Genomic DNA, 16026 nt, shown 5'->3' on the forward strand with positions numbered 1-16026 from the left:
TTAAGGAATTATGTTGTGTAGAATGGCGGTAGTCAAAACAATAGTACATTTTGACACTGGTGGGGGAAGGTTACGACCTGAAATACGTCAACCACTGCATCAAAGAGCGCGCCAAAGACGGCGATAAGCGCGACAACGAGCGCGCTGAGCGCGAGGCTTACGAGGAAGCTGTCGGCCTGGCGTAAGAAGCAATATCAATCGGGAGGAAGTCTAATGTCGAAAGCAAGTGTGAAAAATGCGGGCAGGATCGCCACAGTCCAGGTCAGCAAGTTTATCAGTGCCCAGGGCACCTATTGCGGCCAGGATAAAGAAGGGCGCCACCGTGTTCAGGTTGGGGAAGTCATCCACACCGGCCAGTTGGTAGGCCCCCCGTCCCACGCTGCTGACATTACGGTAGGCTAAGGCCCGTTTCGATTATGAACTTTCGCAAGGCGATGCTGTAATCGCCTTGCGAAAAACACCAAGGGCATTGCAATGAGCACGAACAAGACAGAAATCTATGTCCGCTTTCAGAGCGCTGATTATGGCAGCGGTATGTTCGAGGCTGCGTGCCACTCGATTGAGGAGGCCGCTGGTCAGTTTGCAGAAGATCCTGACAGTATCTCTGCATGTGCCCTTGAAATCGACACATCCGGCAGACTGGTTTCTGCGCGCGATGTAACAGATGCGGTCGTTGACCACCTCAAGGAAATGATCCGCGAGGACAGTTGGTCGACAAGCCCTCACCCGATGCTCGACGACTTCTTTGCCGCATGGTCCGAAGAAGCCGAACGCGATCGTACCGATCAAATGGACCACGAACGCCTGGAAAGTGCCATGCTCAACATCTGAGGTGATATAATCATGTTCGAAAAGACACCGTCAAACCGCAAGCCTGAAGCCTACGCCCCGTGTGGTGGGCTTATTGAAGATGATGGCTTTGTGACGGTCTACCCGGACCTGTATAAGAACGAGACACCGGCACCCCAAGCCACGGATTTCTCGCCGCTTTGTGCAAACCCCTCAGGTGTGAACCCCGCCTTCTAAGCCACCTGGGGCAGCCGGCCCATATGAATGATTCTGATTCCGTGCCAACTCCGGCCCGGTCAGAAATGTGGCTGCTGTAGAGCTTGATGTGTATGCACTCGGGCAGCTTCAACCCAAGCAGAAATTTTTTTATTCTTGCGTGATACTTCACCTTTTGCGTTAAAGGTGGAGCTCAAGCTATTGAAAGTGGTGTATTTTAACAGCACTACGCTCATCAATCAGCCCAACCACACCTTATCAATTTATCCGCCTGTAACAACTAAGTGTAGATTTACGGGGTGAGGCCGTTGTAGGTGTTGAAAAAAATATTGAGAGATCGAGCAATGACCGAACTAACAGGCTCAGACGTACTCGCCGAGCATAGTGAAATCATCCGTGCAGCTTTGAAGCGGGAATCCGCAAAGCTCTTTGCTCCACAGGAGAGCAAAACGGAGCGTGGTCTTAGACGGTTCTCTGTCCGTGAGACAGCAGAACACCTGAAGATCAACTACAACTCCATGCGCCATTACCTCAAATCGGTTGATGGCATCCCGGAGGGCATCCTGGAATCTGGAAACCGCCGCACCTTCAGTGCTGAGGAGATCAATGCCATTCAGGAAACGCTCTACAAAGCCGGAAAGATACCTCTCAACCTATACCCCAGAAAGGCTGAAGGCGACCAGACTTCAATCATAGCGTGTTACAACCTTAAGGGTGGCGTGGCTAAGTCGAGTACAACCTCCAATTGCGCAACTTTTTTGGCGATGCGTGGTTTCCGCGTGTTATTAGTAGATATTGATCCGCAAGCGAGCCTCTCTGATATCTTCGATGTGCGGCCTGATATCGAAGGATTTCCGTCGATTTATGACGTGCTAAAGTACGATGATCCCATCCAGATGTCAGAGGCGATCAGTGGAACATACGTTCCGAATATCGACATCGTGGCTGGCTCGCTGAACATGACCGAATTCGAGTTTGAAACCTCGGCAACCTACATGTCTGGGCAACATCAGTCCACTCCCTGGCACCGCAAGATCTCTAATGCACTGCGGACGGTTGAGGACCACTACGACGTGATCATGTTCGACACTCCTCCACATATGTCCTTTGCCGTGATCGCGGCAGTTTTTGCGTCAAATGCCATGCTGATCCCTGTCTCCGCTGGCATGCTCGATATTGTTGGTCTCGAGAAGTTCCTAAACTTGGGGTCCAACACGCTGTCTGTCATCGAGGAGCATGAGGAAGGCAAGAAGTACAACTTCGTGCGCTATCTGTTGACGCGATACAATAAAAACGACCCGTCTCAGCTGCAGATTGGTTCCTTCCTTCGGTCCGAGCTTGGCAGCAACCTGTTGCGCACTGATTTCCTGCACTCTACCGCGCTAACGGACGCGGGCATCGGGATGCAAACGCTTCTTGAAGTTGATCCCTCGAAGCTCAACCGACGCACCTATGAGCGTATCTACGAGAACCTGAGGGATATCGCTGATGAGCTCGAAGAAGAAATTATGAAGACCTGGGGGCGTGAGCCCGTGAAGGGAGGTGCCTGATGGGACGTAAGCTTCTAGGCAGCAACACTGAACGGACCGAAGACCAGGAGGAGTCGGCCGTCGAGGAAACCTCGCCAGCAGCGCCTCAGCCCCCCCGCCCCTCCCGGATCATGCGCCCACCAAACATGCTCAAAGGTGGTGTAGCGGCACCTCGGTACATTGAAGGTTCGACCAAATCCTTGGTCGACCGAACCCATGAAGATATCAATGTGAACCATATCCAGGATTCCGCAATCCAGGATCGTATCGATCTCAGTTATGGGATCGAGGAGCTGATGGAATCGATCGAAAAGGATGGGCAAAAAGTACCCATCATCGTGCGGATCGTTAATCAGGACAAAACCTATGAAATTGTCGCCGGGCGGCGACGTCTGGAAGCCGTACGCCGTCTCGGGCACAAGACCATACGGGGATTTATCCATAAAATGTCCGACGTCGATGCCTTTCGACTGCAGGGCATTGAGAACAACCAGCGGGCCCAGACGAGCTTCATTGAACGGGCCCGCACGGCCTATCAAGCAGAGCAGGCTGGCATTGAGCAGAAGGAAGTCGCAGAGTTCCTCAACATCACACAACCCCTGGTGAGCTACATGCGGAAAGTCTTCGCTGGCGTCGGTGAAGAGCTTGCGACAGTCATCGGTCCCGCCCCCGGGATTGGGCGCAGGAAATGGGATACACTCCTCGAGACAGCTGAGGAAAAGGGCCTTACCTCATCGGATCTTCTCGGTCAGGTTGACAGAACGATAACTGACAGTTCTGACCGGTTCGACGACCTCTTCAGAAAGGTTAGCTCCCAGCATGTGAAGTGTGAGCCTAAGCCCCCTAAGGAGCGCGCCCCTAAACCGGAAAAAAAGAGGTACACCCTCCCGACAGGGAAGTATGTGACTGAGTACAGCAAGCGTCAGTTTGTTGTTAGGTCCATCCGAGGTGCCTCAGAAGAGTTCCTTGAGTATCTGGACGCGAAGCTTCCAGACCTCATCGAAGAGTTCAGCCAGGATCGGGAGGATTCCTCATGACCTATCTATAAGTATCTGATAATACTGAGAAAAACCGGAACTGCAAAAGCAGTCCGAATATCTGGGCAATGACCCGAAACCATCAAATTGAGAAGGAGCAGATAGGCTAAAAGTTAAAAAAAAGGCCCCCCAGAACCGAGGTTCCGGAGAGCGCTTGATAGTCTTCTAGCAGAGCTTTCATAGCGCATCCCCGAATCACTTTCAACACCGGTTTTCGGTGAACGGTCGATTTTTGCCTGCTGAAATGTGTATGAATACAGGAATGTCCGCGGAATCTCCGCTCGGGCAAAGGGTATCCCTTTGTCGAAACCTAGAACCCACTGGCCCCGCCATCAACAAATGGGAGCTCTTTGATCTGGTCAAATTCTGCCGCGAGGAGCTCGGTGTGAAGGAACGCGAGATCGCTGTCTTGGGTGCGCACCTCTCCGTTATGCCCACAGATCTCTTGATCCCTGGCGCGCTGAACACCTCTTATATGCAGGTCAGCCGAATCTTAATGCGGGCCAACTGCATGGATGAACGAAGCTTTCGGCGCGGCGAGGCTACACTCGAGGACAGGGGCTGCATCTGGCGCAACCTCTCCCCCAACAAGCGTCGCTTCCCCCTGCGCAAGAATGGCAAGATCGTCGACGCCTATGGGATCGACTTGAACCCACTGCTTCAACGGGTCGATGAGCTCCGCCGCCTGCGTGACGCCCGGATCGCGCGAGAAGAAGAGTGCAACTTCCTGCGCACCAAAGTCAGCAGCCGGCTGCATGCGCTTCGTGAGAGCTTCGCTGATGCTGCGGAGGAGCTGGTTGAGCGTATCGGCTCTTTCGCTTCTGATCTTCGCAAGATCACGCGTCGCAAGAGCACGGGCCCTGAGGTGCTTCATCAGCTTATCGATCGCCTCGCGGCCTTCGAGCAGAGCCTTTGTGCCGCCCCCTGCCCTATCGCTCAATCTGACCAAACTCGGGAAGACTCCGCGGAATCCGAGGACAAAAACCCCGCCGAAGTCGGTCAATCTGTCCGGCACAATGAGTCTCTACCAAAAGAATCTAAAAAAGACTTGGGCCATGGCGCTATGGATACTGATGTGAGGCTGGCGCATTCTCGAACAGATCCTCTTGCGTTTCAGCCTCATCGCATTCGGGTGATCTGGTCAGACGCTGCACACATCAGAGCCCTCTATCCTGAAGTGCCTGGGACTGCACATTGCCTCTACAACACTCTGCATGACCTTACCGGGCAGTTGATGATCAAGCGGGAGACACTTGCAGCAGCTCTCGTCAAACTTGGATGGGAGCGCTTGGTGATTGTCTTGGACTATCTCGCTGAGAAGGTGCAGAGCATTTCGAAACCGAGTGCCTATTTCAAGGCGATGCTCAGTTCCTTCGAGGGCGGTCAGAGGATTGCAGGCGGGCGTGTATCTCCAGACCGCTTGTCGAGCGCTTACACCGCGGTATAGGATCGCTACATGTCCAAACACCCCATAGACCCCCCTGCCCTGTTGAGCGACATCTCAGGGTTCTCTGGTGACCTCTCAAGGGTTCTAACACCGGAGGACAGGGATACGCTTGCGCACCTACTCAAGCGCGGCATTGGCGAGAACAGCCTGCGGGCCGCGCGGTCTGATCTGGCCTATCTCGAGGCATGGTCTCTGGCCTGTGAGGGCGGGCAGCTCGAATGGCCCCCTGCCCGCGAAACTGTTCTGAGTTTCATCGCGCATCATCTGTGGGACCCTGATGAGAAAGCTATCAACCCCAATCACGGTATGCCGGATCATGTGCGTGAATTCATGACCCGTGGCGGATACCTTAGATCGACTGGGCCCCATGCCCCATCTACCGTTGAAAGGCGTCTCTCCACCTGGCGGTCCATCTGCAAATGGCGGGGACTCGATCATCCTTTCACGCATCCGGAGGTCGCCAAGACCCTGCGTGCGGCGATACGATCCTCATCGATTCCGCGGAATCGGAAGTCCCGCAAAGCGGTCGACGTTGATCTGATCAATGAACTTCTGGACCATCTTGATGCGTCCTGCACAACTTATCTGATGCAGAATGCCGAAGATGAAGCCATTCGTCTCCGTGCCTTCCGGGACCGGGCCCTTCTGGCGGTCATGTTTGCATCAGGCGGCCGCCGGCGCTCGGAGATATCAAATCTCATGTCTGGTCAGGTCTACGACCTCGAGCCGATCCCGACGGAAGATCCAGCTTGGCCAGATGGGATCCCGAGCATGGGACTTCGCCTTGGCCGGACCAAAACAACGGATGACCGAGACGATGAGTCAGTCTTCTTGTCAGGACGCGCTGCAGTGGCTCTACAAGAATGGCAGACCGCGGCCTCGATCCTATCAGGTCCGGTCTTTCTGCGGATTGGTAGATGGGGAAAGATCTATGAGACGTCGATCAGCCCACATTCCGTGAACCAGGTTCTAAAGAACAGGCTTCACGAGATCGGTTTGGATCCGCGGGATTTTTCTGCGCATGGCGTAAGGGCAGGGTACATCACATCGGCTTTGAAGGCGGGCATCCCGGCACCAGAGATAATGGAGCAGACGCTGCACAAATCTTTGGACACTCTGCTGGGCTATTTCAAGGATGAGCAACAACGCCAGGGTAGGGCCGCGCGCCTACTTTAGAAATCAGCTGATGGTCAAAATCAGGATATAACCGCGGTTATATCACCTGGTTCAGCCTTCAGCCATGCAAGCTGTGATACGCAAAATCAGGATATAGCCGCGGTTATATCACCCGGTTCAGCCTTCAGCCATGCAAGCTGTGATACGCAAAATCAGGATATAACCGCGGTTATATCACCCGGTTCAGACTTCAGCCATGCAAGCTGTGATACGCAAAGTCAGGATATAACCGCGGTTATATCACCCGGTTCAGACCATAGTTAGGCGCGAAGTCTACCTCGATCACTTGCCTTTGTGGCCCGCTCATAAGCCTCACACTCAACTGGATCGGTCTTCATCCTGATCTTCTGCGCACGCTTTGCCATCACCAGACCTCTACGATCAACGGCAAGCGCCCCGGCCGCAATTGCCCGCGCGCGAAAGCTCTGAGAGAGATCGAAGTGCGGGTGAGACCAGGGCTGGAAATGCCGGCGCGCAATCCCGATTTCATCGGCCATGGCCAAGAGCTCGCCAATCGTGTCCGCGAGCATGTGACACATCAGCATCCGCCCGTAAGGGTTCTTGGCGTTATCGACATAGACTGGCATCAGGGAGCGGGGCTTTCATCGAGACTCCGCGGAATCTTCCCGGCTTCCGGTGCAGGGCGAAAGTCTTTGGCTTTGCAGATGTACTGCGCGGGGACGGGGACTTGGAAGTTTGATAGGGTAACCAGAAATCCGCGGTTGCTGGGCACCACCTCTACGCCGGCGGCGAGCGTCATCCCGTCACTGAAATCCAAGTCCTCCTTCAGGACCCAACGGTGTCGCCCGAAGGATTGTAGGACATAACCCCATTCTTGATCATCAAAGCGAACCAGAGGATCCAATGCCGCGGCATGCTTAGGATAGTTTTTCCGCAGGAGGCGCCGCGCCGTGAGGCTCCGCTCTTTGCCGCCGATGTCGTTCGAGCCGCCATAGTCTTTCAGCAAACGGCTCAGCCACTCCGCGGTGTTCTCATCGGTTTTTGGACCAAGAAAGGATTTGCCCAGAGACAGGTTCTTGCACATGCGTCCCATTTTAGGCGCGCGACGCTTCTCGGGATTGCGCTCCTTAAGGCCGACAATTCGGTCCAGGACCTCGGTCCGATAAGCCGCCAACTCTGCACCGCGGTATACGGTGCGTCCATCACTCCAGACATCATTGCAGGCACGGAGCTGACGCAGCAGAAGGCGGGCCGCGTAAAGATGTGCGATCCGCTGCTTCTCCAGAGCGTGGCTCATGCCTGGGCCGGTGGTGCTTGGATTCCGCGGTGCGACCGCGCGAGTGCATCGGTGATCGAGATTCCGGTCTCCTTTGCAGTCCGCCAGGCCGCCATGGCCGAGTAGTACCCATCCTTCAGGATCTGCAATGTTTCGATCCGTTCGTCGCTGAGTTGAATTGCGCTCTCTTGCGTCTTGATGGTTTGAGCCTGGGCGCCGATCATGTTGATCGCATCGGCCAGAACCAGCGATTCCGCGGAATCCTTGCACTGGCTCATCATCTCGTTCAGCTGAGAAATCATCTTATCAACATCGGACATCTTCTGGTCTCCTTTAGGGGCAGGGGCATTTACCACCTTGTTGCGAAAAAGATAGTCCGCGTCATAAGCATCCGCAAGCTAACCTATGTGAATAACGACGGAAACGTGAGAATACGGACCTATCATGTGCTGCGAAAAACACTATATTGACCATTAACGCAGTATTGAAAGGATCTCACATGCGCAAACTCCTCGGCTCGGCCGCACTTTCGCTCGCTCTTATGGCGCCCTCTGTTCAGGCGCAGAGCAATATCTCTGACACCCAGTGGGAAGATGTCAGGGGGTTTCTCGAGCGCAATCCTGACATCCATAGTCAGCTTGAAAAAATGATGGATCGCGAGATTGGTCCTGAACAGATCGCAGAAGACGCGGCTTATATCGCCGAAAACACGGCCGAAATCTTTGAGAACCCCATGTCGCCGGTATTGGGCAACCCTGATGGCGATATTCTGGTGGCGGTATATACTGACTTCCGCTGCCCGTATTGCAAGCGCACCAAGCCGGAACTCATGAAGCTCGTCGAGTCCAATCCGCGGGTGAAACTGGTCATCAAGGAATGGCCGATCCTTGGTCCGGATTCTTCGGAAGCCGCTAAATTCGCACTCGCCGCATATCAGGCTGGTGGCGCTGAAGCATATGCCACAGTGCAGGCTGCTTTGTTTGACGCAGGCGGCGCACGCATGACCGGCTACTTCCTTGAAGAGCTCGCACAGGAAGCAGGTCTTGATCCGCGTTCCGTCATCGAAGCCATGGACAGCCCTGAGATTGCGGCTCAGATCGAACAGAACCATCAGCAGGCGCGCGCTCTTAAGATCACCGGAACGCCGGCGATCATTATCGGCAGCGTGGTTGCCCGGGGTGCTGTTCCTTTCGATGCTCTGAAAGCCGGTGTCGCTGAAGTCTACGGCGCAGAGTAAGCTTCCCACCTGCAAGACAGCAAATGAAACCCTGGTCCAGTTAAGGCCAGGGTTTTTCCATATCTGCAGTAGGGGGCAGGGCGCTCTGATCACCCCTATGGCCGGATTTCTTTGGGCTGTAGCATCTCACACAGCAGTGTGATGGTCACGTTACCTGCTGCAGTGATTTCCTCAAGCTACTGTTTAAAATCAACAAACTGTCGTGAAGCGCGTTGATGGATAGAGCATTTCCATCCCAAGATCCGCATCCATGCTGCAGCGGCGAAACCTTTATCTGAGACGGCTCGTTAGTTCAGCAGCAACGAAGACATCGCAATCATGCGACACTCGTAAGATGAAGGAACACAGAATGAAGCTGATCATGACAACCGCCGCCGCCGCCCTGGTTTCCACTGCCGCACTGGCTGACACATCGACATATCGTCAGGACCTCTTCCTTGATACGTCGATCGACGCTGAGATGACTTACGGTGATGAGGAGCGCATGTTGGCACCCCTCGAGTCGACCAAAGCGAACGACATTACCTTCAGCACGGCCGACAACAGCTACAACGACGACACAGTGTTGAGCACCCGCTCCGAAGCGCGCAGCGCCGGCGAAGGCTACATTTACGGTGGCTACGGCCACGGCAACGACAGCCGTTAATCTGTAGTATTATTCAGCAGTTTAGGGTTTACCTCTGAGCCGCAAGAAAAGAAGCTCTGCGCCCTTTGGGCCAGAGCTTTTTGCATTCTTATGGCCCGTTTTCCTGGTATGACCACTAAGCCGGTGTTCGCGTAATTCCTATACCAACGTAACTTGACAACTTACGTGATTCATAGTTACACGTATATAAATTAGTCATGTGGAGTGCTTATCAATGGAATTTCGTGGACCGAGCGTAGCAGCGGCGGAAGAAGCAAAAGCTGTGAGATATTTGACGAAGAATCTTGCAGACCCTGAGCAGGGCAAGCGCGATTTAGAGCAGCTGATCAAACATTTGGGCCCTGCTGTTGAAAGCTACCCAGAATGGCATCCTCTGCTGACCGAACCACGAAAACATCGTGGAGATCAGGCGTCTCCCCGGTCGCTCTTTCCCTCCTTTCCTGGGATGGACCACACAAGAAATTTCGTTCGCGGATTAATCACCTGCCCCTATTCCGATGCGGCTGCAGATGAGATTGTAAAGGATGCAAACCAGATCAACGGTCTGCATGCCTATCGGCTCGAAACACCGCTGTATCACGATAATGCCCGCCCCGTCGTTGTTGAAGCGCACCAGGTTATTCTGGAGGCGGATGGGACCATTCGCAGCCGCGATGCTATTCGGTGGTTCCTTGAAACGGCGGCGGCGGATGCGAAAGGGGCAGAGGTGGCTGAAACATGGTGGAACATTCGGTCAGAACTTCTCGGCCGACCACATGGCGCTCGGTCCTCCCTCTGTGTCAATCAGCACACAGGAGCCCATATCCGGAAAATCCTTGAAGCAATGAACAACAGCGGCGTTTTCGGTCCGATCAAGGAAAGCTCACTCGAGATGCTGTCGGAAAAGAAGCGTCAGACGATCAGCGAAACTCTGGTTCGCACGGCTGTCAAAAATTGGAATAAGTCCGACGAGCAATTCGAATTCGAACTGCGTGACGAGACATGCCAGGCAGAAGTCCGCGACACCTTCAACGATGGGGATGAACTGTCCGTGCGCGTCTCGATCGGGGACGACGACCTTTATGCGAGCGGCTTCTACATCGCCAAGGGAGATCGCGTCGAAGTGCTTGACCCGAAAGGCAAGAAGGCGCTGGCCGAAAAATTCCTTTGACCTGAACGGGGCGAAGAGATCCCAAAGTGAGGGGATACCCTATCTCAATTAAAAAAGGCGCCCTACGGGGCGCCTTAATTGCAATTAGGCCATTGGATGCCTTTAAACCTCTTCAGGAGCCTCCAGGGCTGGCTCAGGGGCTCTGATCGCCTCTTCCAGTGTGAGGCGCTCCCCAAAGGGGTAAGCGGCCGCCTGAGCGGCCTCAGCGAGCTTGATAAGGGTGTTTGGTATCGACATGCCGCCACGAGTTACACAGTCAGCCTCTTCATTGGCGCTTTCGACCATAGCGCCCACCACAGCGGCGGCGATGGGCAGGTCTTCATGATCTTCGAAGACAGTCCGGATATACGGCAGATCATCCCGGTCAGAGATCCAGGCGCTGTTGCGCCCGGACATACGTTCGATGCCCCAATTGCGGCCAGGCGTGTGCAGCTCGATCAGATCGAGAGCATCAGTAAGGTTTGACGTATAGCTGGGCACCGGCAGGCCGTTTGCCATCGGGCCGCGGCCGGTCATCAATACTGGCGCGACGAAAATCTGGTGCAGGAGCGCGTCGATCCGGCGCCCATGAAGGGGCAGGGGGCTATCAGTGTGTTTGAACAAGGTATGTGCTTTCGGGGCTTAGCTGCGGGCGTTTGATGACAGAAGTGCGTTAAGATCGGCTTCCTCGGTCGGTACACCGGAGGATTGCAGGAAATCCAGAGCTGCTACGATCTTCTGACCTTCGTCGCTTTTGTCGTCGGCAACATTTCCGCGCATGATGCCATAGACATCTGACAGCCCAAGACGCTTCGCAGCCAGAACGAACCCTTCCAGAATCTCCTGAGATTGCTCAAGCATATCCAGTGCATCCTCACCGGCCATGTCCTCGTCTTTACGGAGGGTGGTGATCGTATCGCCAAGGTCTGTTGGTGAGGTGAAACGCATCATATAATTCCTTTTCGCAACTGCTTCCTGCCTAACACATCATGGCATAATTGCCATCACGAAAGGCTTGTTTTCTTATCGAAATGGCATGGAGGTTTCCCTCCATGCCGGTTCTTGTGTCGTGAGCCGGGATCAAGATCCAGCGGGGAAAGCATCAGGCAGCTTCGAACTTATCCATCCGGCTGTAGATCGAGCGACCCAGGCCATTTTTCAAGATGTAGAACTGACGTATTTGCTCGCCCCGCTCGGTTATCTTGTACGAACCTGCGTACTTGGAGCCGGTGCGCTTTATCAGCTTCTGCTTCTTGAGGTGCTCTATCAGAGCGTTCGCGTAGATCTTGGCGAAGGCGGTCTTCTCATGAACCGGGCTCGATGCATACTTCTGCTGGAAGGCCGCGCAGCGCTCGAGGACCATACGAGACAGGCTCACCATCAACATGCTGCGGCCGGATTGGCTCCAGAGCATCAGCAGGAGGGACACTTCAGCCTTGGTGAAAGTCACTTCATTGAAAGTGAAATCCTGAAGGACATCGAAGTCGGCCTCAGTGACCATCTTGGCTTTGCGTTTGAAGATATTGAACATCTTGTACTCCTATTCTCGCCTTACACTAAATCTGGGGTGTGAAATACTTTTTCGCAAGTTAATTTTTTGACATTTAAGCACACACAGGCGGAATCCTGGAAGGATTCCGCCTGTGTGGTTTTATTCTTTAGGTGATATTTTCCAGCTATACTGGGGTGTATTCGTTTTCCAGAACCTGAATCCTGATAAACTTTATGACCCTTGAGCACCTGAAGCACCTTATGATTCTCACATCTCTTAACTGAGTTATGCCGCTTTTTCTTCGATGGGGATACCACGGAAGATCGCGCATTTACGGAAGAGATCGCGGGAAAGCGGCTCCTCCTTTGCGATAGAGACCCGCATGGTCAGGCGCAGCAACATCTTGATGTCGCGCGCAGAGATCATGTTGAATGCCTCAACCAGCTCCGCAATCAGCTCATCCGAAAGGTCCGCTTCGAAATTGTCGGACATCACCTTCCAGATCTGCGCGCGCAGCGTGCTGTCGGGCAGGGCATAGGCAATCACGGCCGCACAACGCGATACGATTGCGTCATCGATATCGTTGGGCCGGTTTGTGGTCATGAACATCAAGGACCGGAAGGATTCCAATGTGCGCAGGAACTCCGCGACGATCGCGTTCTGCTCCACATTGGTCCCGCGTTCGGCCACAAAGACATCCGCCTCATCGATCAAGAGAATGCAGTCCCAACGTTGCGCGCGCTGCAGCACTTCACGCAGGTTCTTGGCGATTGTCGAAGCTGTGGTTCCCAGCACACCTGCGTGAACCGAATAGAGAGGCTTTTCGCAAACCTCGGAATAGATCTCCGCGGTCAAAGTCTTGCCCACGCCAGGTTTACCCTTGCACAGGATGATATTGCCGGCGGCCTTGCCCTCGACGATGTCACCAGTCAGCAGATCGGTGTCTGTGGTCAGGATATCAAGGAGGTCCGCCTGCTCCTTTGGCAAGATCATCTTGTTCTTGAGTTCCGGGCGGTAGACATAGGTTTCGATATTATTGGTCGAAATCCAGAAGTCCTCATGGGATGCGAGATCATAGACCAAAACATCATGATGACGCGGCAGATCAATAAAGCGACCTTCGCCCGCGATGTCGAATGCCGCCGTCTCAACCTCTTCGGAGAATGCTTTGATCCGGCTGGGGTCCAGATCCATGATCACCCGGTGCCCAAGGGGTTCCATTGGGTCCCGGCCGCTATGGTCCGGGTTGATGAAGGCGCCGGTAACCCGGTACTGGCGCGCGAAACCATTCGATAAGATGTGACCGAAAATCTCGTCGCTCTGCCGGTATGCAGCCTTTAGCTCATGCGTCTCGCATAGGAGACCCGCATTTCTCAAGATCTTCGAGACATGACGTCGAGAGACATCGCCCGGCTCAAAAGACCAAGTTCTGCTGATATTTGATAGACCGCTAGAGTTTCGACCATAGGCCGCACACTTCAGCTTCACGCAGGGGGTATCGCGGTTGCTGTAGCCCCCTTTCCCAGAATCCAGCGTAACCTTAACGATCGCCCAGGCACGCATTTCACCATCTTCCCCGGCTTCATAAATCCAGCCATCGATAAAGTTCTTTTGAAGATAGGCTGTCAGCAAGGCAGGGAAGGCCGCAAAACTTGGCACTTTGTAATCTGTTGAGCCGTCGCGCATGGCGATAATGGAATCCATCACACGCACATATTTGGTCAGCTTGTTCTCGACGGCCAGTGCGCGGATCTCGGCAAGATCCGTGTCCGACATCCGGTTTGTGTCGTAGGAAGAGACTTCATCTGGACCCGCCGTGCTGTTGCGCAGGCTGCGATCGATCTTGAAGGTATCGCTCTGGGTCTTGTGGATGAGATTAATGGGTAACTGAATATGCAAAGAAATATCCTTTTCGCAACCTACATGAGTGCCCGCTTCTGGCTCAGAAAAGGCAATGACTACGTCTTGCGATGCGCGTCTGCCCAATCTTCAACAGAGATATCCTTGTCAATGATCTCCTGAACGCGGCTGTTACCGCAGCTCCCGCCACGCTTGGCGTGGAGCTTGACCCAATTGATACCAGTCTGCGCGATGCTGATCTGCCGACGGAGCTCACCTTTGGGTGGTTTGGACTTCGATGCGAGATCTGAGACCGTAGCGAGAGTGCATTCAGTCAAATATGCCAAAGCATCGATCTCGCTGCGGAGGGTGTCTCGGGTCATGCAGTAGTTGGTCTGGGTCAGCATTTTACGGCTCCACTCGTTCTGCTCGAAGGGTCTCTGCGACATGCTCGAAGAATTCCTGGCCCCGATCGGTCAGCGACCATTTCGCGGCCTTAACCTCGATCACCCCAGCTTTGCGCAATTTCTGCACCAGTGCGTCTGCACAGCGGTGATAGGGATAAGCCGTTTTTTGAGGCATCGGTTCATCATGGTTCATTCTGGCAGCAAGATTGGCATAGCCAGATGGGACCCCTGAAGCCATCCATGTCACGAAGGCGCGGCGCTGAAGCGGAGCACTCGCGGTGCAGCCATCTTGCGTCGTCTCTTTGAAGATCTCCGCGCTCAGCGCTTCATTGGTTTTGGGCATCTTATCCTCGTGGCTTGCTTACCGTTCATATATGCATGTAATACTTTTTCACAATCTCATTTTTCGCACTAACTTTCAGCTGTTACATCATTGCATCTGATTGAACGTATTTAACCAGATTTAGAAGTATCAACGGGTGCGGTTTGAAGAGGGGCGAGCTTATCAAGCGTCGGCTTCAGCACTTTGACCGTCAACGTATGACGGTCCAAGTCGAGACTGCCGGTTGCCTTTTGATTTCGCTCAGCCATTTGCCGCGCTTTGATTTTCAGCCGCTTGAGCGGGATCTCCTGAATGCGGCGCCGGCAGTTGTTGGTAGCATAGTAATCCGACTGGGTGGCAGCATAGAGAGGGCGCTCCTGGAGCATGGCGACATTGACAACGACAGAGGGTTTGATGTGTCTGAATTCCAGCCAGGCATGGTAAATAGGCTGATCAACATCAGGGTGCTCAAAAAGACCGGTCACAAGATAGGTGTCGTCAATGAGGCCACACATCACAAGGTCCATGGCCGCATGCATGGTCGAGAAGAAGCAGTTCCCGAGATCATTGCCGGTGATTGACCTCCATGAAGCCACGCCTGGCAGGTCACAGTTATCAATGACGGTGCGCAGCGCGATTGAGCCATGTACGCCGGCGTGGTTCTTTACCTCGATTTGGAATGTGCCTTGGACTTCGGGCATTGCAGGGGCTGATCTTTCGTCTGCCATTTAATCCGTCTCCTATGTTTTTCGCATAACCGGAGCCTATGCGCACCCATACCGCCTGTCCATGGCGCTCAAGACCACAATGCACATATTAAGAGCGCCAGCCTGCATCAGTCACCGAGCACACAGCTTTCATGAAAGAAGGTATCTGGGAAGCTGCGCGGGTAAGCAGCAAAGAGCGCATCGAGCTCAGCTCGGAAGTCATTCGCGTTGATATCTTTCCCCATCAGGTTTTGCCGGGCTCGCCAGATCGCCATGGCACAGGCTGGAGAGATGGAAGATGAGCGAAGGCCTCGAACGATATACCCCCCATCAGCCAAGATGAAACTGAACACCATTCGCTCCCCGGGGGAGGGGGGTGCCATGTCAGGCTCATTGTTCATCTTGGCCATCAAAGGAGACCAGATGATGTCGAAGTTAAATTTTGAGAAGGCCAGGTTGATGATCATGAAGCTATTGCGCAGCCCAACTCGGAACCCTGCAGTGCTTTCAAACGACACATTATCTGCAGAGCTGTAATCATGAAGAACCATCGTAACGGATCTATGGGGGAGGCTGATGCCACCCGACATACCAGTGCCTCTCATGATCTTAGCGATCTCAGGATCGAGAGGTTGGTTCAAGGCGACGATCTCTACATCTGACATTTTGTCTCCATCCATCGTTGCCGCGGGAATGCCCGCAATGCTCAAGCGCAGCAAGCCTCTTTCCAGGGCGCATTACAGGCTGCTGCGCCTGCGCGGCCCTGAGTTCAGTTGCTCTATTTCTTGCGATATCAGCCCAATCTGAGGGCGTTTT

General features: G+C 53.9%; 21 protein-coding genes. 10 read left to right on the forward strand and 11 right to left on the reverse strand.

Annotated features, from left to right (window positions below; genetic code table 11):
• The first annotated feature begins 59 nt into the window (after window positions 1-59).
• From ACGYLO_RS17570 to ACGYLO_RS17600, 7 genes are all read left to right on the forward strand, one after another.
• Entirely contained in the window at window positions 60-185 is a 126-nt protein-coding gene (locus tag ACGYLO_RS17570; protein ID WP_394377237.1) for a GapR family DNA-binding domain-containing protein, read from the forward strand.
• Window positions 186-474: 289 nt separating this feature from the next.
• Window positions 475-831: a hypothetical protein gene (locus tag ACGYLO_RS17575; RefSeq protein ID WP_394376949.1), complete on the forward strand. Its 357-nt coding sequence runs from the start codon at window positions 475-477 to the stop codon at window positions 829-831.
• Between the two features lie 12 nt (window positions 832-843).
• The gene (locus ACGYLO_RS17580) at window positions 844-1026 is read left to right on the forward strand and encodes a hypothetical protein (protein WP_394376950.1); all 183 of its coding nucleotides are present in this window, start codon (window positions 844-846) and stop codon (window positions 1024-1026) included.
• 323 nt (window positions 1027-1349) lie between these two features.
• Window positions 1350-2555, forward strand: a complete 1206-nt coding sequence (locus ACGYLO_RS17585) for an AAA family ATPase (protein WP_394376951.1) — start codon at window positions 1350-1352, stop codon at window positions 2553-2555.
• The gene (locus tag ACGYLO_RS17590) at window positions 2555-3571 is read left to right on the forward strand and encodes a ParB/RepB/Spo0J family partition protein (RefSeq protein ID WP_394376952.1); all 1017 of its coding nucleotides are present in this window, start codon (window positions 2555-2557) and stop codon (window positions 3569-3571) included. The genes ACGYLO_RS17585 and ACGYLO_RS17590 overlap by 1 nt, the downstream gene beginning before the upstream one ends.
• Before the next feature lie 262 nt (window positions 3572-3833).
• Window positions 3834-5018, forward strand: coding sequence for a helix-turn-helix domain-containing protein (locus ACGYLO_RS17595; protein WP_394376953.1), 1185 nt, complete (start codon window positions 3834-3836; stop codon window positions 5016-5018).
• A 9-nt stretch (window positions 5019-5027) separates the two neighbouring features.
• The gene (locus ACGYLO_RS17600) at window positions 5028-6194 is read left to right on the forward strand and encodes a hypothetical protein (RefSeq protein ID WP_394376954.1); all 1167 of its coding nucleotides are present in this window, start codon (window positions 5028-5030) and stop codon (window positions 6192-6194) included.
• Window positions 6195-6454: 260 nt separating this feature from the next.
• Here ACGYLO_RS17600 and ACGYLO_RS17605 read toward each other — a convergent pair whose 3' ends face one another.
• Genes ACGYLO_RS17605 through ACGYLO_RS17615 form a run of 3 tightly spaced genes read right to left on the reverse strand, consistent with a single transcriptional unit; the run spans window position 6455 to window position 7751 of the window.
• Entirely contained in the window at window positions 6455-6781 is a 327-nt protein-coding gene (locus tag ACGYLO_RS17605) for a DUF4031 domain-containing protein (protein ID WP_394376955.1), read from the reverse strand.
• Window positions 6781-7452, reverse strand: a complete 672-nt coding sequence (locus tag ACGYLO_RS17610) for a hypothetical protein (protein WP_394376956.1) — start codon at window positions 7450-7452, stop codon at window positions 6781-6783. Before ACGYLO_RS17610 ends, ACGYLO_RS17605 begins: the two co-directional genes overlap by 1 nt.
• Window positions 7449-7751 carry a hypothetical protein gene (locus ACGYLO_RS17615; RefSeq protein WP_394376957.1) on the reverse strand — a complete coding sequence of 101 codons (303 nt, stop codon included), beginning with the start codon at window positions 7749-7751 and terminating at the stop codon, window positions 7449-7451. The genes ACGYLO_RS17610 and ACGYLO_RS17615 overlap by 4 nt, the downstream gene beginning before the upstream one ends.
• 179 nt (window positions 7752-7930) lie before the next feature.
• Between ACGYLO_RS17615 and ACGYLO_RS17620 the strand changes: the two genes are divergently transcribed.
• The 3 genes from ACGYLO_RS17620 (at window position 7931) to ACGYLO_RS17630 (ending at window position 10464) form a co-directional block, all read left to right on the forward strand.
• On the forward strand, window positions 7931-8668 hold the full coding sequence (locus ACGYLO_RS17620) for a DsbA family protein (RefSeq protein WP_394376958.1): 738 nt from the start codon (window positions 7931-7933) through the stop codon (window positions 8666-8668).
• A 349-nt stretch (window positions 8669-9017) separates the two neighbouring features.
• Entirely contained in the window at window positions 9018-9314 is a 297-nt protein-coding gene (locus ACGYLO_RS17625) for a hypothetical protein (protein WP_394376959.1), read from the forward strand.
• A gap of 214 nt (window positions 9315-9528) precedes the next feature.
• Entirely contained in the window at window positions 9529-10464 is a 936-nt protein-coding gene (locus ACGYLO_RS17630; RefSeq protein ID WP_394376960.1) for a hypothetical protein, read from the forward strand.
• A 102-nt stretch (window positions 10465-10566) separates the two neighbouring features.
• Here ACGYLO_RS17630 and ACGYLO_RS17635 read toward each other — a convergent pair whose 3' ends face one another.
• The 8 genes from ACGYLO_RS17635 to ACGYLO_RS17670 form a co-directional block, all read right to left on the reverse strand.
• Window positions 10567-11067 carry a hypothetical protein gene (locus ACGYLO_RS17635; protein WP_394376961.1) on the reverse strand — a complete coding sequence of 167 codons (501 nt, stop codon included), beginning with the start codon at window positions 11065-11067 and terminating at the stop codon, window positions 10567-10569.
• 18 nt (window positions 11068-11085) lie between these two features.
• Window positions 11086-11391 (reverse strand): hypothetical protein, encoded by a 306-nt coding sequence (locus tag ACGYLO_RS17640; protein WP_394376962.1) that lies wholly within the window; start codon window positions 11389-11391, stop codon window positions 11086-11088.
• A 154-nt stretch (window positions 11392-11545) separates the two neighbouring features.
• Window positions 11546-11974: a hypothetical protein gene (locus tag ACGYLO_RS17645; protein WP_394376963.1), complete on the reverse strand. Its 429-nt coding sequence runs from the start codon at window positions 11972-11974 to the stop codon at window positions 11546-11548.
• A gap of 246 nt (window positions 11975-12220) precedes the next feature.
• The gene (locus ACGYLO_RS17650; protein ID WP_394376964.1) at window positions 12221-13921 is read right to left on the reverse strand and encodes an ATP-binding protein; all 1701 of its coding nucleotides are present in this window, start codon (window positions 13919-13921) and stop codon (window positions 12221-12223) included.
• Window positions 13894-14181 (reverse strand): hypothetical protein, encoded by a 288-nt coding sequence (locus ACGYLO_RS17655; protein ID WP_394376965.1) that lies wholly within the window; start codon window positions 14179-14181, stop codon window positions 13894-13896. Before ACGYLO_RS17655 ends, ACGYLO_RS17650 begins: the two co-directional genes overlap by 28 nt.
• A 1-nt stretch (window position 14182) precedes the next feature.
• A complete protein-coding gene (locus tag ACGYLO_RS17660; RefSeq protein ID WP_394376966.1) occupies window positions 14183-14524 on the reverse strand; it encodes a hypothetical protein in 342 nt (113 codons plus the stop codon).
• A gap of 110 nt (window positions 14525-14634) precedes the next feature.
• Window positions 14635-15231: a hypothetical protein gene (locus ACGYLO_RS17665; RefSeq protein WP_394376967.1), complete on the reverse strand. Its 597-nt coding sequence runs from the start codon at window positions 15229-15231 to the stop codon at window positions 14635-14637.
• 107 nt (window positions 15232-15338) lie between these two features.
• Window positions 15339-15875 (reverse strand): hypothetical protein, encoded by a 537-nt coding sequence (locus ACGYLO_RS17670; RefSeq protein ID WP_394376968.1) that lies wholly within the window; start codon window positions 15873-15875, stop codon window positions 15339-15341.
• Window positions 15876-16026: the final 151 nt, after the last annotated feature.

Origin of the sequence: Sulfitobacter sp. 1A13353 (assembly GCF_043557255.1) — a bacterium.
Lineage (GTDB): Bacteria > Pseudomonadota > Alphaproteobacteria > Rhodobacterales > Rhodobacteraceae > Sulfitobacter > Sulfitobacter faviae.